This window comes from Sphingobacterium yanglingense (assembly GCF_004363245.1).
GTDB classification, from domain to species: domain Bacteria; phylum Bacteroidota; class Bacteroidia; order Sphingobacteriales; family Sphingobacteriaceae; genus Sphingobacterium; species Sphingobacterium yanglingense.
The window spans coordinates 60,180-80,751 of record NZ_SNYV01000019.1; the positions used below are offsets into that span (position 1 = coordinate 60,180).

General features: G+C 40.9%; 15 protein-coding genes. 8 read left to right on the forward strand and 7 right to left on the reverse strand.

Translation table 11 applies throughout. The features are described 5' to 3' along the window. Window positions 1–10 precede the first annotated feature (10 nt). The 6 genes from nuoL to CLV99_RS21445 all read left to right on the forward strand — a co-directional run bounded on the left by nuoL (window position 11) and on the right by CLV99_RS21445 (window position 9,344). Entirely contained in the window at window positions 11–1,930 is a 1,920-nt protein-coding gene (gene nuoL / locus CLV99_RS21420) for an NADH-quinone oxidoreductase subunit L (protein ID WP_133586564.1), read from the forward strand. 22 nt (window positions 1,931–1,952) lie between these two features. Then, entirely contained in the window at window positions 1,953–3,398 is a 1,446-nt protein-coding gene (locus CLV99_RS21425; RefSeq protein ID WP_133586565.1) for a complex I subunit 4 family protein, read from the forward strand. A 22-nt stretch (window positions 3,399–3,420) separates the two neighbouring features. Next, window positions 3,421–4,806: an NADH-quinone oxidoreductase subunit N gene (locus tag CLV99_RS21430; RefSeq protein WP_133586566.1), complete on the forward strand. Its 1,386-nt coding sequence runs from the start codon at window positions 3,421–3,423 to the stop codon at window positions 4,804–4,806. Window positions 4,807–4,953: 147 nt separating this feature from the next. Next, window positions 4,954–7,476 carry a DUF5686 family protein gene (locus CLV99_RS21435; protein ID WP_133586567.1) on the forward strand — a complete coding sequence of 841 codons (2,523 nt, stop codon included), beginning with the start codon at window positions 4,954–4,956 and terminating at the stop codon, window positions 7,474–7,476. Window positions 7,477–7,480: 4 nt separating this feature from the next. Then, a complete protein-coding gene (locus tag CLV99_RS21440; protein WP_133586568.1) occupies window positions 7,481–8,257 on the forward strand; it encodes an enoyl-CoA hydratase-related protein in 777 nt (258 codons plus the stop codon). Between the two features lie 37 nt (window positions 8,258–8,294). Next, window positions 8,295–9,344, forward strand: coding sequence for an AI-2E family transporter (locus CLV99_RS21445; protein WP_246032827.1), 1,050 nt, complete (start codon window positions 8,295–8,297; stop codon window positions 9,342–9,344). A gap of 2 nt (window positions 9,345–9,346) precedes the next feature. On the opposite strand, the gene CLV99_RS21450 is transcribed toward CLV99_RS21445, so the two are convergent. Next, the gene (locus CLV99_RS21450) at window positions 9,347–9,985 is read right to left on the reverse strand and encodes a 4'-phosphopantetheinyl transferase family protein (RefSeq protein WP_133586569.1); all 639 of its coding nucleotides are present in this window, start codon (window positions 9,983–9,985) and stop codon (window positions 9,347–9,349) included. Window positions 9,986–10,143: 158 nt separating this feature from the next. Here CLV99_RS21450 and dcd point away from each other — a divergent pair, with 158 nt between their 5' ends. Next, a complete protein-coding gene (gene dcd / locus CLV99_RS21455; protein ID WP_133586570.1) occupies window positions 10,144–10,680 on the forward strand; it encodes a dCTP deaminase in 537 nt (178 codons plus the stop codon). A 9-nt stretch (window positions 10,681–10,689) separates the two neighbouring features. On the opposite strand, the gene prfB is transcribed toward dcd, so the two are convergent. Further along, a protein-coding gene (gene prfB / locus CLV99_RS21460) for a peptide chain release factor 2 (RefSeq protein WP_133586571.1) occupies window positions 10,690–11,773 on the reverse strand; the annotation gives its coding sequence in 2 pieces (ribosomal slippage) (window positions 10,690–11,712 and window positions 11,714–11,773; 1,083 coding nt in all). A gap of 131 nt (window positions 11,774–11,904) precedes the next feature. Here prfB and pgi point away from each other — a divergent pair. Continuing rightward, on the forward strand, window positions 11,905–13,551 hold the full coding sequence (gene pgi / locus CLV99_RS21465; RefSeq protein ID WP_133586572.1) for a glucose-6-phosphate isomerase: 1,647 nt from the start codon (window positions 11,905–11,907) through the stop codon (window positions 13,549–13,551). 96 nt (window positions 13,552–13,647) lie between these two features. On the opposite strand, the gene CLV99_RS21470 is transcribed toward pgi, so the two are convergent. The 5 genes from CLV99_RS21470 to CLV99_RS21490 all read right to left on the reverse strand — a co-directional run bounded on the left by CLV99_RS21470 (window position 13,648) and on the right by CLV99_RS21490 (window position 20,527). Next, window positions 13,648–14,535: a T9SS type B sorting domain-containing protein gene (locus CLV99_RS21470; protein WP_211348619.1), complete on the reverse strand. Its 888-nt coding sequence runs from the start codon at window positions 14,533–14,535 to the stop codon at window positions 13,648–13,650. 86 nt (window positions 14,536–14,621) lie between these two features. After that, a complete protein-coding gene (locus CLV99_RS21475; RefSeq protein WP_133586574.1) occupies window positions 14,622–15,518 on the reverse strand; it encodes a hypothetical protein in 897 nt (298 codons plus the stop codon). A 29-nt stretch (window positions 15,519–15,547) separates the two neighbouring features. Beyond that, window positions 15,548–16,855, reverse strand: a complete 1,308-nt coding sequence (locus CLV99_RS21480; protein WP_133586575.1) for an immunoglobulin domain-containing protein — start codon at window positions 16,853–16,855, stop codon at window positions 15,548–15,550. A 294-nt stretch (window positions 16,856–17,149) separates the two neighbouring features. Beyond that, window positions 17,150–19,270: a carboxy terminal-processing peptidase gene (locus tag CLV99_RS21485; RefSeq protein ID WP_133586576.1), complete on the reverse strand. Its 2,121-nt coding sequence runs from the start codon at window positions 19,268–19,270 to the stop codon at window positions 17,150–17,152. Between the two features lie 150 nt (window positions 19,271–19,420). Beyond that, on the reverse strand, window positions 19,421–20,527 hold the full coding sequence (locus CLV99_RS21490) for a tetratricopeptide repeat protein (RefSeq protein ID WP_133586577.1): 1,107 nt from the start codon (window positions 20,525–20,527) through the stop codon (window positions 19,421–19,423). Window positions 20,528–20,572 lie beyond the last annotated feature (45 nt).

Here is a 20,572-nt window from a genome sequence, read left to right on the forward strand (position 1 = left end):
AACTAGCTATATGATCGAACTAATTTGGTTAATACCTTTACTACCCCTGATTGGATTTGTAGTTAATGGAATAGGGCGGAATTTTCTCCCTAAAAGTGCTGTCGGAACTCTTGGAAGCGGAGTAGTGTTGGGGTCTTTTATATTGAGCTGCCTTGTATTTGGTGAAGTGCTGGCTGCTCGCAGCGCAGGACAAGAAGCGGCTTTTGCTTATCACTTATTCGATTGGATTCGATTGGGTAATCTGGATATTAGTTTTTCTTTCTTGGTGGATCCGTTGAGCGCATTAATGTTGCTTATTATTACTGGAATAGGTTTCTTGATTCACTTATACTCGATTGGATATATGAGTCACGATGCTGGATTCGGTAAATTCTTTGCTTATCTGAATCTATTTATATTCTTTATGTTGCTGTTGGTTCTAGGCTCTAACTATTTGATTATGTTCATCGGATGGGAGGGAGTCGGCCTATGTTCTTATTTATTGATCGGTTTTTGGTATAAAAATTCAAGCTACGCGAGTGCAGCTAAGAAAGCATTTGTAATGAATAGAATCGGCGATTTAGGATTTTTGATTGCTGTTTTTGCTATCATCGCTACATTTGGCTCTCTGGAGTTTGATGTCGTTTTTCAGCAAGCGTCCAGTTTCCCGGTTGGTGATGCCACCTTACTGTTGATAACATTATTATTGTTTGTTGCAGCAACTGGAAAATCGGCACAGATTCCTTTATTTACATGGTTGCCCGATGCGATGGCGGGACCGACTCCAGTTTCTGCATTGATTCACGCCGCAACGATGGTTACGGCAGGTATCTATATGATTGTACGATCCAATATTTTGTTTACATTGTCTCCGGTCACGATGCAGATTATCGCTGCGATAGGTGTGTGTACCGCCTTGGTTGCTGCTTTTATTGCAATTACCCAGAATGATATTAAGAAGGTGTTGGCTTATTCCACGGTTTCTCAATTGGGATACATGTTCTTGGGATTGGGTGTAGGTGCATTTACAGGGGCTTTTTTCCATGTACTGACACACGCTTTCTTTAAAGCATTACTTTTCTTAGGAGCAGGATCTGTGATCCATGCGATGAGTGATGAGCAGGATATGCGCCAGATGGGGGGGCTTAAAAAGAGTCTTCCTGTAACTTATCTAACAATGTTGGTCGGTACTATTGCTATTTCGGGAATACCGCCTTTGTCAGGTTTTTTCTCGAAGGATGAGATTTTGGCTCATGCCTTTCTTGCTAATCCGTTATTATGGGGGCTTGGTTTTGTAGGGGCATTGTTTACTGCCTTCTATATGTTCAGACTGTTGTATCTGACATTTTTTGGAGAATTTAGAGGAACTGAGGATCAAAAGAGTCATTTGCATGAATCTCCTATGTCGATGTTGCTCCCTTTGGTCGTATTAGCGGTGCTTGCTGCTGGTGGAGGATTATTGAATGTGCCTGAGGCGCTAGGAGGTAGTAATTGGCTTGCTAATTTCCTGAGTCCGATATTTGCTTATAGTAACAGTCGAGTGGCAGCAATCCATATTGACCATAATACGGAATATATCTTGATGGGGGCATCTGCTGTAGCTGCTTTAGTTATGGCTGGTATAGCCTATTCAACTTATGTTAACAAAAAAAGTATTCCTGGTCCAGATGGGCAAGAACAAGGACTCTTGTACAAACTATCCTATCACAAGCTTTATGTAGATGAGCTGTACGATGCGCTGATTGTTCGCCCTTTAAATGCATTTTCGAAGTTTTTATACCGTGTTGTAGATAGAGCAGGAATAGACGGTTTTGTGAATGGTATCGGGGGCTTTTTTATGTCTTCTGGTCGAGGAATTCGTCAACTGCAGACAGGGCATGTTGGTTTTTATATCTTTATGATGGTCATTGGGGTTATCGCTATCCTTTTGTACGGTTTTTTAAATGTATAGCTATTTGTAATCGAAGTAATCCATGAATAACCTATTTATACTGCTGTTACTCCCTCTTGTAAGTGCTCTAGTTTTAGCATTTATGAAGTCTTCATCTTCTGCCAAGTGGGCTGCTTTAGGATTGTCTGTGCTCCAATTGGCACTGACCGTTCCTTTTTTATGTCAATTCGTTCCCGATGCTAGTATTCAGTTTGAACAATCGTTCGATTGGATTCCTCGCTTAGGAATAAAATTTCATATTGGTTTGGATGGTATTAGTCTTCCTTTGGTTCTCTTGACTAATGGATTGATACCATTGATTATCTTGTCGACCTTTGGTAAAACGCTTAAAGGGAATTTCTACGCTTTGGTGTCTTTTATGCAGGCGGGTTTACTCTTGGTCTTTGTTGCACTAGACGCTTTTTCCTTTTATGTAGGATGGGAAGTAGCATTGATTCCGATTTATTTTATCTGTGCACTTTGGGGCGAGGGGGATCGAATCCGAGTGAATCTGAAATTCTTTATCTATACTTTTTTCGGATCGCTGTTGATGCTGATTGCCATCCTTTATCTGTATCAACAGACGGCAACAAAAGATTTTGAATGGAGCTCCTTTGCTGCGCTTGACTTGCACAATGGAACGCAACGATGGATTTTCTGGGCTTTCTTTATTGCTTTTGCTGTGAAGATTCCTATTTTTCCTTTTCATACATGGCAACCTGATACCTACACAAACGCGCCTACAGCGGGTACGATGCTGCTTGCAGGGATCATGCTCAAGATGGGGACATTCGGTCTGATTCGTTGGTTGATTCCGATTGCTCCACTAGGGGTTGCGGCTTATGGACAGTTGGCCTTGATATTATGTGTTATAGGTGTTGTTTACGCTTCTCTTATTGCTTTTAAGCAACAGGATACAAAACGTCTTATCGCTTATTCTTCAATTGCGCACGTAGGATTGATCGGTGCAGGTATCTTTGCTTGGAATCAAGAAGGTTTGCAGGGCGCATTGATGCAGATGGTGAATCACGGTATCAGTGTGATAGGCTTGTTTTTTGTGTTGGATATTATTGCACAGCGTACCGGTACGCGCACATTGAAAGAGCTTGGAGGTCTGGCTGAGCGTATGCCCAAACTGGCTATATTCTTCTTGATCATTATCATGGGAGCCGTAGGATTACCTCTAACGAACGGTTTTATTGGAGAGTTCTTGCTCCTTAAAGGTGTTTATGGTGTAGGCCTGTTGTATGCTGTATTTGGTGGATTGACGTTGATTTTTGGTGCGGTGTACATGCTTCGATTATTTCAGCGTACAATGTTGGGGACGGGCTCGGAGTCGAATAGTGCTATATCAGATATCAAAGGACATGAAATTGTGGTGCTGTTTATTGTAGCCGCCGTTGTATTGTATTTAGGGGTGTTCCCGAATGGGTTATTGCATTTATCAGAGGCGTCTGTGACACAGCTGTTAGAGCAAGTTAAATTTTAAAGCAAGTATAAGTAAATAGATTATGGCTGCGATTATTACGCTTTCGTTATTAGGGATTTTAGTATTGTATTTGGGGTTGTTCAAAGCTAAATCAGCTTTACTACCTGTTACGCTTATAGGTTTATTAGTCGCATTGGGATGTGAGCTTGCTTTGTGGGGTGGGGATGCAAAGCCTATATATAGTGGAATGGTCGTCTTTGACAATTTTGCACTCGCATTTTCGATATTGTGTATCGTGACGACAGGTTTGATATTGTTGCTTTCCAAAGCTTACTTCAGTTCCATTAGTAACAACGTTGCGGAGTACTACTGTTTGATCCTCTTCTCTTTGACGGGAGCATTAATGGTAAGTGCCTATCATAATTTTGCGATGCTTTTTATCGGTATTGAAGTGATGTCGGTAGCATTGTATATTTTGGTTGGAATTAGGAAAACTGATTTTGGATCCAACGAAGCCGCGTTGAAATATTTCTTGATGGGGGCTTTTTCCACCGGTTTTTTACTGTTTGGCATCACTTTGCTCTACGGTGCTACAGGTACTTTTGATATTACAGGGGTACGGGAGTATCTAATAGCCAACCCTCAACAGATTTCTCCTTATTTTTATGGGGGCGTTTTATTGTTGCTGGTCGGACTTTGCTTTAAAGTTGGTGCCGCTCCATTTCATTTTTGGACACCTGACGTTTATGAAGGAGCACCAATATTGATTACGAGCTATATGAGTACAGTGGTTAAAGTAGCTTCTTTTGCAGCGTTCTTACGTCTGTTCAGCTATGTATTTGTACCATTACATGATTTTTGGACGCCTGTCCTTCTGGTTGTTATTATTATCACTTTGTTTATTGGTAATATCACGGCGATGATGCAGGCTAGTTTCAAGCGTATGTTGGCTTACTCTAGTATTTCGCATGCGGGTTATATGCTTTTTGCCATTGTTGCTTTGGGAGCGACTTCTACATCCAGTATTTTTACTTACGCCATAGCATACTCCTTATCTTCGGTAGCTGCTTTTGCAGGGCTTATCCTGGTAAAACGGGCTAAAGGCTCAGATCAGTTTGTCGCATTCAATGGACTAGGAAAAACGAATCCGTTCTTGGCTTTTGTGATTACTGTCGCTATGTTGTCTTTGGCTGGAATTCCCCTGACCGCAGGGTTTATAGGTAAGTTCATGATGTTCAATACTGTAATGCAGGACTACCATATTGTTTTACTTCTTTTGGCGGTGGTGAATGCGGCAATCGGTGTTTTCTATTACCTACGCGTGGTGGTTCACATGTACTTCAAAACAGCGGAAGAAGAAGGTGGTGCTATTCTGCTTCCACTAAGTTTCAAAGTTGTATTGGGTGCAACAGTAATGCTTACGCTTTTGATCGGTCTTTATCCCGATTGTATTATTGGACTATTATAGTTGTTTTATAAATTTATGATTAAAGCCCTTTTTTTAAGGGCTTTTTGTTTTTCTAGGGAAAAGGTATAGCAGAGGATGTGTTTTTTTGTGCTATGTGCTTTGAACTTTGGGCACAAGTTGTATCTTTATAAAGGACCATAGATATTTATGAGAAGAGCGGTAATGCTATTTAGCAGACATGTTGCGCTTTATATTGTAATGCTGCTGTCGATCGTACCGGCTCTGGCGCAGACCTTGTTACGGGGAGAGGTACGTGATGCAAGTAGTAAACGGGTGATTGTTGGAGCGAGCGTACAGTGTATACAGCACCCCGAAGGGACCTCAACCAATGCAAATGGAATCTTTCTCATCAAATTGGACTCCACTGTACAGGAGCTTGTATTCTCTGCCGTGGGATACCAAAGTAAGCGTTATACTGTAACTCCAACAGATAGTGCGCTGCTTGTATATTTAGAGAAGCAGGACCAAGTGATAGAGACGGTCGATATCGTCAAAAAAGGCCGTTATAAAAATAATAATCCTGCTACAGAGCTTATTGATCTCGTCATACAGCACAAGCGTAAAAATCGACTTGTCCAAAAGGATAGTCTATATTTTCAACAGTATGATAAAATCAAATTCGGGATGGTCGACCCCAAACCTGGATTTAAGACCAGGCTAGGAGATATGAGCTTTTTCTTTAAGGACGTGGATACAACTTCGTTGCAGGGGCATGAGTTGTTAACATTGTATCTGCAGGAGGATATATCAGACAACTATATTAGACAACAGCCGGCCAGGAAAAAGAAAATCATCCGTAACCAAAGCAAAACAGAATTCGATCCCCGCTATGTAAATAATCCTAATATCAGCTCCTATTTAAACTATCTTTTTCAACCTGTGGATATATATGATGAGAGTGTTTTTTTTCTAAATAAGTTGTTTTTGAGTCCTATAGCGGACAATGCGAAGCTTTATTATAAATATTTTATAGTCGATAGTTTAAGGACTGGCAAGGATATCTTTGTACGGTTGCGGTTCGAGCCCCGCAATAGCAATGACTTGCTGTTTCATGGGCAGCTTTTAGTGTCTTTAGATGGGCGTTATGCTGTGAAAAATGCTGAATTGAAGGTCGATAAAAGGACAAATATCTCCTGGGTGAATGATTTTAAAATGTCCCTTTCTTATTTTAAGAATTCGGAAGGAATTATGCTACAGGATAGTTCCAATATTTTTGTCGTTTTTGGTCGGGGAAAAGTAGATGCACTTTTTGGGGAACGGAGCAGTGTGCAATATCGATATGATACGCATCGTACAACTGCCGATGATGTTTTTTCTGGAGCTCCTGTAGAGGTACGGCTATCTGCTGAAGAAGAACTTGGCGATGTGCGACCGGTACCGTTGAGTACTTATGAACAGCGAATATATAGCAATGTAGATAGCCTTAACGACTTAAAGTCTTTTAAATCATTATTAGCTGTGGGTTATCTTCTGGCTCAAGGTTATTTTTCGGTAGGAAAGTTTGAGTTGGGGCCACTGGAGTACCTGTATCACATGAATGAGATGGAAGGGCAGCGACTCCGCTTTGGAGGAAGGACTACCGCTGCTTTGTCTGAGAAGGTGTATATGGAGGGGTATCTTGCTTATGGCTTTAGGGATGATCGGTTTAAATATTATCTAAAAACGGCTGTCGCATTGAACGGAAAATCTGTTGCTACATTCCCTGCTCATTATATGGAGGCATCCGTGCAGCGAGATATATTCGAACCAGGAAAAGCCATAGGGTATTTAAAAGGGGATAGCTTCTTTAGAAGCTTTGTTTCCAATAAGCCTACCAAATGGTTGGATACGGAAGCGTATAGGTTAGGGCACGTGTATGAGTTTGGGAATCATTTCAGTGTATCAAGTAGTTTTACCCATCAGCGACGTAATGCGATAGGTGATCTTCGATTTGCTTTAACAGCAGATAGTACGCAGTCCCTGTCTAGTATCAATACCAATGATGTACAGGTAACCTTGCGATGGGCACCTTTTGAAAAATTCTATTATCGTAATTTACAACGGCGTACGATTATAGAAAGCTATCCTGTATTTAGCTTGCAATATAATAAAGGAATAAGTGGAATATTTGAGGGGCAATATAATTATGATGCTTTGCGTTTTTCGGTGTCTAAGCGTTTCTTTATGAATCAGCTCGGTTTCGGTGACTTGAAGGCTACAGCTGGTCGTATATGGGGTACGCTACCTTATCCATTATTGGAGATGCCTAATATACAGGAAACAAAAGATAGGCATACGATCTCTTACGATATGACCAATTCGATGGAATTTGTGTCGGATAAGTTTGTGAAGTTATCCTATGATCACGAGCTGAACGGTTTTATTTTAAATAAACTTCCTTTGATTAAAAAGTTGCGTTTTCGGGAGATATTCGGGGCACGCATGTTTTATGGTCAGTTAAGTGCTAATAATGACCCTATGCTCAGTGATAAAGTGGTCTATTTTGATAAACATAAAGAGGGATATACTATTACTCATGCGTTACAGAAAAGCCCTTATTTGGAAGGTTATGTGGGACTGGATAATATTCTAAGTATATTTCGTGTGCAATATTATTATCGATTTAACTATCGGTATCACCCTAACATTAGTAACGAACGATTTAAACTATCCTTAAACTTTGATTTTTAATATTATGGAAGTGTATAGTACAATTTTAGTAGATCGGGACGCAAGTACTGCAGTTTTAAAAATAAACAGGGAGTCGAAGCTGAATGCGCTGAGTACAGAGACTCTTTCTGAGTTAAGTCATGCATTGGACGTTTTGGCAAAGGACTCTTCCGTACGTGGCATCATAATCACAGGAACGGGGAGCAAGGCTTTTATTGCTGGAGCGGATATTCAGGAATTTGTCGGGATGAATGGGGAGGATGCAGCGCAACTGGCAGCAAGAGGACAACGTGATGTAATGGATAAGATAGAAAACTATCCGAAGCCAGTGATAGCCGCGATAAATGGTTTTGCACTGGGAGGTGGGCTTGAATTGGCTTTGTCGGCTCATATACGGGTTGCTAGCTCAACGGCTAAGCTAGGTCTGCCAGAGGTTTCTTTGGGACTAATCCCTGGATATGGAGGTACGCAGCGCCTGCCACAACTTGTGGGTAAAGGCAAGGCTTTTGAAATGATCATGACAGGTGATATGATTGGTGCGGAGGAAGCGTTAGGCTATGGGTTAGTGAACCATGTGGTTGAGGGGGCAGGTCTTCTTGGTAAGTGTATGGAACTTTTAGGGCGAATTTATTTACGGTCTCCTAAGGCGATTGCCAAAGTAATCAGTGCTGTAAATGCCGGTTTCGTGGATTCGAAAACTGGTTTTCAACAGGAGATTTCACTTTTTGGAGCATCTTTCGATACGGATGAAGCCAAGGAAGGAATTGAAGCATTTTTGGAGAAAAGGAAACCTAATTTTTAGAGTAACTACCCATTTGTTGGGAGGTAAATGATGATTTATGATTGGTAAAGACGTTTTTTCGCAGAAGGAAAGGAATATTATTATTTTAATAATCATACTCGTATTGGGTGCGATTATTCTGTATGCGATGAAGGGTATTTTTGGAGCGATACTGGGCACAATGGTGATGTATACACTATTTCGTAATCTGAATATCTTTTTGATCGAGCGATGGAAGTGGCCCAAAGCGCTGTCTTCTGTAGTGGTCATCATTATTTCTATCTTTATCATTGTGCTCCCATTTGTTGGGATAGGAACCATGTTGGTCAATAAGGCATTAGAGTTACAGCGAAATCCGGCATGGATCAATGATATCATCAATGCAATCAATACATTTGCGGGAGATAAATTTGGTAAACCTGATTTTCTCAAAGAACAGATCCAGGCGAGTGCAGCCTATTTTGGAGGAATGTTGACCGTTATCATTGGAGGGGCAGCGAATGCCTTTTTGGCGATTTCGGTCATGTACTTCTTGCTCTATTTTCTGTTTGTAAATTACAAAGGATTTGAGAGTAGTCTGATACACTACCTGCCATTCGATGACGCGAATGCGACTGTGTTTGGAGAAGAATTGAAGAATATTACTTATTCGAATATTATTGGACAAACTTTTATCGCTATCGTACAGGGAATCTGTCTGGCTATTGGTTTTTATATTTTTGGGGTTAAGGATGGATTGTTTTGGGGTGTTATCTGTGCTATCTTATCCTTTATTCCTTTGTTAGGTCCCCCGCTGATCTTTGTTCCGGCAGCAGCGATTCTCTTATCCCAGGGTGCAACATGGCAAGGGATAGGAATGTTGATCTGGGGTTTCGGTTTGGTTATCAATATTGATAATGTATTGCGTCTGGTTATTGCCAAGAAAGTCGGGGATATTCATCCCATTATTACGATAGTCGGTGTTATTATCGGTATCCCCTTATTCGGAATCATGGGCTTAGTTTATGGACCTTTGTTGCTGGCTTATTTTTTGATTGCCGTAAAGATCTATAAGGCGAATAAACGGCTGTCACTTCAAAAAAAGCTGTTAGAAGGAAAGCTTGAATAAAGCTATCCTACGGCATAGCCTAGCATGTAGTCTTGAAACTGTTCGTAGTATACCTGAAAGGATAAGTCCATTCCATCTTTGTGCAGGGCGAGAGTCATCACGCCTTGGGGTTTGTAATTGAAGGGACGTATGGTCATGTCATGTAGAAAAGATACGCCTTTATTGCCCTGTAATTTATAAACGGCTTCTTTGGCGCACCAGCAAGCATATAGCTGTAGAATTTCGTGGTCAGGATTAATAAAGGCCAATTCCTCTGGTTTCAAAAACTTTTCTTTGATACGACGTACTTTGTCCTTGACAATTTCGAGGTCCATACCACATTCACCTTTTGTACTCAGCATGACTCCTGCATAGTCAAATGAGTGTGTGAGCGAGAGTTTGTAGGGATAATCCGGGAGATAAGGCTTACCATTGCTATCCGAAGGACAATGTATGTATTCTTCTGTCTGTAAGAGGTATCGTAATAATACACGTGTCGCTAGCCAGTGTAATGTTCGCTTACCTTTGCTAAGATTCCGTAGGCGGTCTTGCTCGGCTTTATCGAGCTGCAATTTGCTCAACAGCTCTTCAGCTGATTCTTCAATCTTCCAGATTGCAAATTTAGTGCTACTGTCTAATTCTCGGAGGTATACTAAGGCCATAGGTCAAAAGTAAAAAGTAAAAAGTAAAAAGTAAAAAGTAAAAAGTAAAAAGTAATTTTCGTGCAGCCTGGGTTATCTTTGCAAAAAACTTGCTAGATGTCAGGCAATACTGTATTTTTGACATCCGGCTGGTGGCAGCAGCGGTTTGAAAATTCTATATGATATTATCGGATACAAGAATATTAGAGGAAATCGAGAACGGATCGATTGTTATTGAACCGTTTGATCGTAAATGTTTAGGGACAAACTCTTACGATGTACACTTGGGTAAGTACTTGGCTACGTATAAGGATGCGCAGCTGGATGCTAAAAAACATAATGAAATTGTTCATTTCGAAATTCCAGAGGAAGGATATGTTTTGGAGCCAGGAACATTGTACCTAGGAGTTACCTTAGAGTATACAGAAACTCATGGGCATGTTCCTTTTTTGGAAGGAAAATCCAGCACAGGGCGTTTAGGTATTGATATACATGCAACAGCGGGTAAAGGGGATGTCGGGTTTTGTAATACCTGGACGTTGGAGATTTCTGTTGCTCAGCCTGTAAGGGTGTATGCAGGTATGCCTATTGGACAGCTGATTTATTTTGTCGTAGAAGGTGATATACAGACATTCTACAACAGCAAGGGAAATGCAAAATATAATAACAAGACGATTCGTCCTGTCGAAAGTATGATGTGGAAGAATGCTTTTTAGCATTCTTCCCTATCCTCCAAACTCCATTAGGTAAGCTTTTAGGAATTCATCTAGGTCTCCATCTAATACGGCTTGTGTATTGGAGGTTTCCATATTTGTCCGTAAATCTTTAATTAGTTTATAAGGATGGAGGACATAATTACGTATTTGCGAACCCCATTCTATCTTTTTCTTTGATCCTTCTATTGCAGCGGTCGCCTCTTGGCGCTTGCGCATCTCGATTTCATAGAGCTGGGATTTTAACAAACGGAATGCATTTTCTTTATTCTGCAGTTGTGATCTAGACTCCTGGTTTTTGATAATAATACCCGTTGGTTTGTGATGTAAGCGTACGGCAGTTTCTACTTTATTCACGTTTTGTCCTCCAGCACCACCAGCTCGGAAAGTGTCCCATTCTATCTCGGAATCTTTTATGTCGATTTCAATGTTATCGTCTACAAGAGGGTACACATATACAGAAGCAAAGGACGTGTGGCGCTTTGCATTGGAGTCGAAAGGTGAGATACGGACTAAACGGTGCACACCATTTTCCCCTTTTAGGTAGCCATAGCCAAAATTACCTGAAAACTGTAAGGTGACGGTTTTTATTCCCGCGACTTCACCCTCTTGGTAATCTTGTTCGGATACCTTATAGCCGTGCTTCTCGCCCCACATGATATACATTCGCATCAACATTGCTGCCCAGTCACAGGATTCTGTTCCTCCGGCCCCGGCGGTTATCTGTAGGATTGCATCCAGTTGATCTTCTTCAGCGCTGAGCATATTTTTGAACTCCAGCTCTTCGACATTCGTCTGCGCGATCTGATATTGTTCTTCGACATCTTGCTCGCTGGCATCGCCTGCCTGAAAAAACTCAAACATAATGCCTAGGTCTTCGACAGAAGCCGCAACTTGGTCAAAATGGTCGGTCCATACTTTTAGGTTTTTAATGCCGTGAAGTACTTTTTCTGCGTCTTTCGGTCTATCCCAAAATGTGGGTTGTAATGTGATTTCTGTATCGTTTGCTATCTCCGCTTTTTTTGCATCGATGTCAAAGATGCCTCCTCAGGGAAGTTACTCTATCCCTCAAGTCCTGAATTTGTTCTCTGGTCATGGTTTCAAAGGTAAGGATTAATTGTTAATGGTTGAGGATTAATGGTTCGCTACTGATTAAAAAAAACGATTCTGTATTCGAGAATTTGAGCCATTTTATCTAAGTTTGGAAGTAACAAAAAAAACAGACTTATGTTGCCACAGATTAACTTTACCCAGACACAAGCATACAAATATCTAGCAGATCATTATATCTCTATCAATGCGCATACACTAAAAGACCTTTTTGCAGCAGACCCATCGCGATTTGAGAAGTTTTCTGTTCAGTTAGAGGATATTCTTTTAGACTATTCGAAGAATAGGATGGACGAGCAGACGATAGCGCTGCTAATGCAATTGGCAAGGGAATGCAAGTTAGATGATGCTATAAAGTCCATGTTTGGGGGCGAAAAGATAAATGTGACTGAAGGACGTGAAGTGCTGCATACCGCATTGAGGAATCGATCCGGAGCGCCTGTTTTGGTGGATGGCGAAGATGTCATGCCCAAGGTGAAGGCTGTTTTGGCACATATGAAAGATTTTACCAATCGGATTCTTTCTGGTGAATGGAAAGGTTATACAGGACGTGAGATTACAGATGTAGTCAATATTGGTATAGGCGGCTCGGATTTGGGGCCGGTTATGGTCACTGAAGCGCTGAAGGCATATAAGACAAGGCTTAATCTGCATTTTGTGTCTAATGTCGATGGAACACATATAGCCGAAACCTTAAAAGGCTTAGACCCAGAAACAACATTGTTTCTTATTGCCTCCAAGACTTTCACTACACAGGAGACGATGGCAAATGCAACATCAGCTAAGGACTGGTTCCTGCAGTCTGGTGCGTTACAGTCTGATGTGGCAAAGCATTTTGCCGCTTTGAGTACCAATGGAGAAGGGGTAGCCGCTTTTGGTATCGATACTGCCAATATGTTTGAGTTTTGGGATTGGGTTGGAGGACGCTACTCGTTGTGGTCTGCAATCGGTCTGTCGATTGCACTGGGCATAGGTTATGATAATTTTGAACAGCTGTTGGAAGGCGCATATGTTGCCGACGAGCATTTTAAAAACACAGAGTTTGAACAGAATATTCCTGTCGTATTAGGGCTGCTGGGGGTATGGTATAATAATTTTTTCGATGCCGAAAGTCACGCTATACTTCCGTATGATCAATACTTGCACCGTTTTGCTGCTTATTTTCAGCAGGGAGATATGGAGAGTAATGGTAAGTATGTCGACCGTAATGGTGACCGTGTTGAATATCAAACGGGACCTATTATTTGGGGAGAGCCAGGGACAAATGGGCAGCACGCTTTTTATCAATTGATTCATCAGGGCACGAAGCTGATACCTTGTGATTTTATCGCTCCGGCAACATCACATAACCCAATCGGTAACCATCATCAATTGTTAATGTCTAACTTTTTTGCACAGACGGAGGCATTAATGAATGGTAAGTCGGAGGCAGAGGTCGTCGCGGAGCTTGAAAAATCTGGAAAAAGTAAATCGGAGATAGATGCCCTAAAAAACTATAAGGTTTTTGAAGGAAATAGACCCACCAATTCCTTTTTGTTGAAAAAAATTACCCCACGTTCGTTAGGGACTCTCATTGCGCTCTATGAACATAAGATTTTTGTACAGGGCATTATTTGGAATATATATAGCTTTGATCAGTGGGGGGTAGAATTGGGCAAACAGCTTGCTAGTACTATTTTGCCTGAGCTCAAATCAGAAGAGGCAATCAGTAGCCACGATAGTTCGACCAATGGGCTGATCAACCAGTATAAGAGTTGGCGATAGTTGCTGTAAGGTTGAGCCGGTAGATAAGAGGTACAACAGATACTGTGAGACTAAGGAATTAGAGAGAAGGAAGGATTAGCTATCGAAGGTGATTGGTTAATAGTATTGACTGCGAAGTATAGTTACATATCCTTTATTGATGTGGGTTTGCCCTGTTTCATCCTCGAATTTTAGGTAATAGAAATAGGTTCCATCATTCAATCCCTGTCCATTCCAGTCATTTCGGTAGTTTTGCGAGTGGTACACTTCGAAACCGAAGCGGTTGAAAACCCGTAATTCAGCTGTTTTGAACAGTTCAAGACCTATAATTTCGAAGGTGTCATTTTTGCTGTCACCATTCGGCGTGAAAACGTTGGGAATAAAGAAATTGACTATTTTTATTGTAGCTTGTGATTGGTTGTTGTTGAGGTTGCTTTCCTTTTGTTTGGCGCTTACCTTCGTTATTGTCACGGCTTCACCTGTCTGCACGCCTTTTAGCTGTATCCATTGGCTAAGAGCTGCATGCGCTTTGAGCTCATCGATTTTCCAAATTAATCGACCGCTTTGATTGTCAAAAGAAATGGAGGTGCCGGGGCCGGAGATGGCATTCACATAAGCTAGCTGTTGTGGTATTTTAAATTCGACAATCAGCTCATTGGCGGTGTTGTCGCTATTGTTAAGCACCAGTAGCTGTTGGTTGAAGGATTGGTCTTTCCATATAGTCGTTTTGTCAGGAAGATTACGGATCTCGATATCGACTAGCTTTTCTTCCTCCGTAGGATCGAAGATAATCTCAACCGGATCGGAGACATCGGAGTTACAGCCATCACCAAGTGCAATAACGGTATATATGGCAGCATCGGTCACGATGATGCGTTGGTCATGCAAACCATTTATGGGTTCACCATTTTTGAACCAGATGAAGGATACAGCATGTGTGGCATCAGCCCGAAGGGTTACTTTTTTGCCTTTTATAATACGCAAGGTCTGTCCTTGTTGGGCCATAAGAGATCTAGGTACTGCTAATAATAGCAGCACCAAGATGCTTAGGATTAAGGACAGACGATGCATATTATACTTAGCAGTAGTTTCTAATCAATAGCTTCGATGCTAATTGTTGGTTTACCTGGTTTAGCTGTAACTTGTATAACCGTCACGGCGTTTTCTCCTTTCAGTACAGTTTGGTAAGGACCTGATGTTTTAACCGTATAGTCTACTACCACATAATAATTCCAACTTCCCACTTCGGTTTCTACAATATTATAGGTATTTGTTGTAGAGCTTGTTGAAGGTGTTGTGGTAGCAAGTGCTGTAGCGGTTGAAATATCTAGCGGTTGGCCATTTTCTACTTTGTACCAACGGTAGCGAAGTTCGAATTCTCCTAAAGTAGGATTTTCGGAGCTGTATGGTGTAGCTGTATTGAATGGTTTTGATGCGTCAAACACTACGTTTGCCGTCAGCGTGTTATTTGAAGCAGGAGGTGTGTCAGCACAATACGCATTGTTAGAAAGATTGCTTGTTACGCTGACTGTGAGCGGAGGTAGAATGAAGACGGTGAATTCTTCGGGTACGGTCGAACAGATCTCACCGGTAGTCTCTCCTACCGCCATGAAGGTGTAAAATCCTGGTTTCAGCCCTCCATTAACTGTTAGTTCGCTGTTTGCAGGTCCTGATATTGATGTTGTGGTTTCGGTCAAATCAGGAAGGTCGCCAAATCCACCTGCAGCGTTTTTAAAATACCATTTGATACTTGAAAAGGTTACCCCAGCTTGCCCCCCCGTACTAGTACTAGTTATCGATGCGGTTAATTTGAATTTATTTTTTTCATGCGCAAAAATTGGATCTGTGTTCAAGCCACTTATCGGTGGTCTCAGTGCACTTTGATCTGTTGGTGAGATCAAGGTTTGAGCTTGCGCCACGTTGTTGAATGCCAGTGATAAAAACAAAGCCAATAGACCTTTTTTTATCCTTTTCATTGTTGTTTTCATAGGGTTATTTTTTGAAGTTTGATAATATTTTAGTTGTTTGTATTTGTTATGGTTACATGGGGGCTCCCCGGTTTGGAGATTACTGTTATTAACAATTGTGTTCTATCCGATTCTTCAGTACAACCTTTATAGGACTTTGAGACGTAGTAAGTAAATGTGCCTATGGCCTGGGGTAGTATGTATTGTGTTCCAGTGTGTATCGGAAGACTTTCTGTTAAGTCTGTATACCAACGGTATTCATGAGTAGACTCTGGGTTTTCTATTAATAAGGTCGTTGTCTCTCCCTCACACACGATAAGACTATTGTTTTCTATATTTAATGCTGTTACTTTTGGTTTAGCCATGATTCGTTGGATTTCATGCACATGTAACGTACTAAGTGCATTAACTAAGCCTCCTCCAAGGGAAATTTCTAAGCGATTAAATGGGGAGGCAATTGGGTAGGTCAGCACCTGTATATCTGATCCTGGAGTAAGTAGTCTCAAAGATAATAATGAAGGGTTTAACAAAAGATATCCGTTGTCAGTATTATCTAAGAGAGAGCGGATTCGAAAGTTGTTCGATAAAATAGTAGCATCTAATAGTGCGCCAGGTCTTTGGAGAATTATTCGCACAGAATCGTTTGCATGCGAGGTTGTGTTGTACAAGGCTGTTAAGTGTGTGCGGTTGCCAACAGCACTTACGTTTGCTCTCATGGTTGTATATGTAATGGGATTTCCATCAATTGCATTGTAAGGGCTTTCAATGGCGTTTAATCCGCCGGCGATGTTACCAGTGGAACCATACAGTATATCGGTAGGAGTATCACAATCTGTAGGAGTTGGAGAACTAGGAGCTAAATAATAAGCTTCGTAAATCTTGAGTCCTCCTCCTAGTTTAATGCCTGAAGAGTATATTCGAATACTATTAAAACTCAAGGTTGGAATAAAAACGATTTCGGCCTGATCTTCACCTGCTAAAAGGGTAATAAGGTTGCCTATTGAAATTGGATTGCCTATCGAGGTGTCATTCTGATAAGCTTGGATTAGTATGTTTCCCAATAAGCCGAGAATGTCTCCAGTAGTTCCTATTTTTATGCGAACCGTGGTGCCTGCAGGTAGGTTTGTAGGAAACTGTAATCTTTGCCAGACATCTCCAATTAAAGTTATCCCAATTGTAGAATATGTATAAGGCTTCCCGTCCACGGCATCATTTGGACTATTGGCGAAATGAAGCAAGGCACCTCCAGTCTTCTGGGATGTTGCATAAATCCGTTTCATTGGCGCCTGCCCATACCCCACCTGCGTCAGGCAAAAAAGCAAGACAAGCATAATAATGTAACTATTATATGTGAGCATTCTTTGCATAGCGCTCTCCAAAAAAATAAATGAAGCGGTTAATTACTAAAATTCGTTTTTCAAATAGGTTGGAAATATTGTTACCCTTGACTTCTATAACTTAATTCCCATTTCAAAATTATTAATTATTCTTTAGGAAATGAAATATTGAATTGTAGTTTTTACAATATATTTTGTTTTTTTTTCTGTTAGATTCAATTTTATAGTGTCAAACAATGGTTTGATAGTCAATAAAAAAAGGCGGCATTTCAAAGAAATGCCGCCTTTTTTAGCGTATTTTTTTATAACAGGTTTTTATTTTTTTACCAGTTGTACGTAATCTTTCATGACTTTCATACTTTCATCCAAGATGAAATCAAATTCAACTTTTGGTTGCGGTTGTCCTTCTTTCCAAAGCGGCATATTGTTCAGCTCGAGTAGTTTATTGATACGCGCTCTGTTTTTAGCCTTATTGATATCACGTTCTTTTTTCAATTTATCCTGATTTAAGCTGATTTGAGCTATGGAATCAGATTTTTTGAACTCCTCTATGTCCTCTAGTAAGAATTTGTATTCTGGAGATTTTTCCATTCGCTTCATGTGAATATCCTGAAGTTGCTTGGTGGTAGTTTTAAGGTCTGCGATCTTATTGAATGCAGTTCCTTTAATTTGATCCCAAGGAAGCGCAGCCGGTTCAGAACTTTCACCGAATTTTTCAGATACATATTGTGTAGGGAACGTGATGTCAGCATCGACCCCTTTATGCTGCGTGCTGCTTCCTGTTACGCGATAGAATTTACCAATGGTGACATTTATCTGTCCAAACTCAGGTGCTCCTGTAGGTGTGTCTGCATCCTTATCTGCGCCAGCAGCTTTTAATAACAATTTGTTTGTAGGACTGATAAAACGTGACATTTGAACTGCAGATTGTACCGTTCCTTTTCCATAGGATTTTGAGCCTAGTATTACGCCGCGGCCATAGTCTTGAATTGCTCCTGCAAAAATCTCAGAGGCTGAGGCCGAGAAGCCGTTAATGATAACACCAAAAGGACCTGTCCATATTGCGCCTGCGTCTTTATCTTGCTCTACTTCTACACGGTTGTTTGTACTGCGCACCTGTACTACAGGGCCTTTGTCGATAAATAGTCCAGTGAGCTCGATTGCTTCCTGTAGTGAACCTCCACCATTGTTACGCAAATCTAGCACTACAGCATCTACATTTTCTTTGCTTAGTGAATCTAAAATCAATCGTACATCGCGTGTGGTACTTTTGTAGTTCGGGTCACCTTTGCGATAGCCTTCAAAATCGATATAGAATTTTGGTAGATTGATGACACCGATACGATAATCTTTACCATCATCTCCTTTTACCGTTTTAATTACTTTTTTTGCCGACTCCTCTTCAAGTACAATTTTTTCTCTAGTCAACTTTACAATTGTTGGTTGAGCGGAGATATCTTGTCCTGCAGGTAGGATTTTTAAGCGTACAATCGTACCTTTTGATCCTTTTATTTTGGCTACTGCGGCATCAAGTCTCCAGCCTACGATATCTTCAAATTCACCATCATTGCCTTGTGCAACTGCAATGATACGGTCGTCCATCTTTAGTGTTTTCTCTTTGAAAGCTGGTCCTCCTGCGATGATTTCTTTGATGGTGACCATTTCGTTCTCCATCTGTAAGCGGGCTCCTATTCCTTCTAGGGTATTGGACATGCCTTCGTTGAATGCTTGCGCAAACGAAGGGTTGTAATACGTCGTATGCGGATCAATAGCATCCGTAAAAGAAGTCATGATCAGCTGAAACGCATCATTGGCATTTGTTTTCTTGGCTTGGGAAATCAAATTGTTGTAGCGTTTGCGAAGTGTCTCTTTGTGTTTATCATCTTCGTTTTTGCCTTCTGCAGTTGTCATTTTAAGGTTCAGCAAATCGAGCTTCACTCTTTTACGCCATTGGTCTTTAAGCTCGTTTTCGGACTTGAACCAATTCAGCTTTTCGCGGTTATTAGTGTAGTTCTCATCTTTGTTAAAATCGTGCGCAACATCGACTTGCGTGAGTGCATACTCCATTGCTTCGAGATAGCGTTGCGAGTAGATGTTGAAGATATAAAAAGGAGCAGAAAGGTCCCCATTTTTCATATCTTGGCTGATGTTGTTCTTGTATTTGTTGATATCGTCGATATCTGATTGGAGCAGGTAATTTTTCCCCTGGTCAACCATTTTTATCAGGTTGTTAAAAACGATGTTAGAGAGTGAGTCACTCGGCGCAACTTTTTTATAACTGAAGTTTTCTAATATACCGACTACCTCTTTTGCGATTACCTCATGCTGTAAGGTCGGTTTGATCTTGATTCCCCCCTCTTCGAGCTGTACGCGTGGTTTTGAACCACAGGCGACGACCGAAATCAATGCTAATCCAATTATTAAGTTTCTAAACATATAGACTGTTTTATTAATATTCATTGTCCAAAAAATAACGCAAAAATTGCTAAATGTTTTGCGAAGGCTAAAATTAGTTAAAAAAATACACAAGCAGACATCCCTTTGCTGTAATAAATTCAGAAACAGTGCAAAAAGAGTGTAACTTTTCTAAAACAACTCTTTCCTGATTGTCCAATAGGTTGCCAATTGTTTTTCCGCTTCGTCAATTTTGTTTTCATGTAAGTTGATTCGGCCTAGTTTTTCTACGATTGCTAACTGTAAATAGCGGTTGTCTTCCTTCTTTGCGAGTTCAAGAGCGTTATTCAGTTCCTTCTTAGAGATGCTCAGATTATTTTGAATATATTTTGAAGAAGCGAGCATATATTCTATTTCCGCCAAGTCATTTTTAAAGTCTTTGTCCATCGCTAAATCTCTGGCTTGGATTAAAAACCATTGGGCCTCCGTATGTTTGTTCTGCATTTGGTAAATCTCCGCTAGGATGAGCCAAGCGATGGTTTTGCCTTCATATGATTTTGCTTTGTTGAACAGAGGAACCGCCTTTCGGATAATCGTGTTCTCGGCTGACTTGTAATCTTTGTCGTATGCTTGTATCAAAGCGATTTTGACCAGCGAGCTTGCTTGATCTACAATGCTTTTGTTCGTTACAGCTTGATTATAGTAGGCTTCTTCATATGTCCCGGCTTCAATATAGTTCTTGTTGTATACAAGTAGAGAAGATAGGTTAGATTGTATCACTCCGACGTCTTGTGTATGCTGCTGTAGTGTGGCCTGCTGTAGTGCAGATTCTAGAATGCCTACCGCCTGGCTGGTTTCTTTACGGAGTATTCTCATCTTGGCGTATTCGTTCAGAATTCCAGTAGTCATAGTGTAGTTTTTCTGATCGGTGTAGTCGGCGACTAGACTGTTCCAGTCTGCAGTGGTTTTGGGAGCAGGTGTGAGGAGCTGTAGAACGTTTGCATTATTGGAGGTGTTTTTCCAAGCTTCAACCAATCTTAGGTATTGTAGCGCGCGCTGAATAGAATCTTGAAACCCCACAATCTCCATGTAGCTGTCCTGTAGTTGTTCTGCTCTACTACGAGGCGGTGGTAAGAGGTATACTTTTGGTCCAATCCCTTCAAATTGGGTGTCGTATTTGAGTATGTAGCCAGAAGGATCTAGAGTTTTTTGTTGGGCCAATACTGGAGCCGCTATGAAAGTCCCGAATAGGGATATGGACAGAAAAGTCAATTTTATAGCGTTATATGTTCTTGTCATTATTCAAACGTAATTAAATTCTTCGAATTGTAAAACAGTTAACCC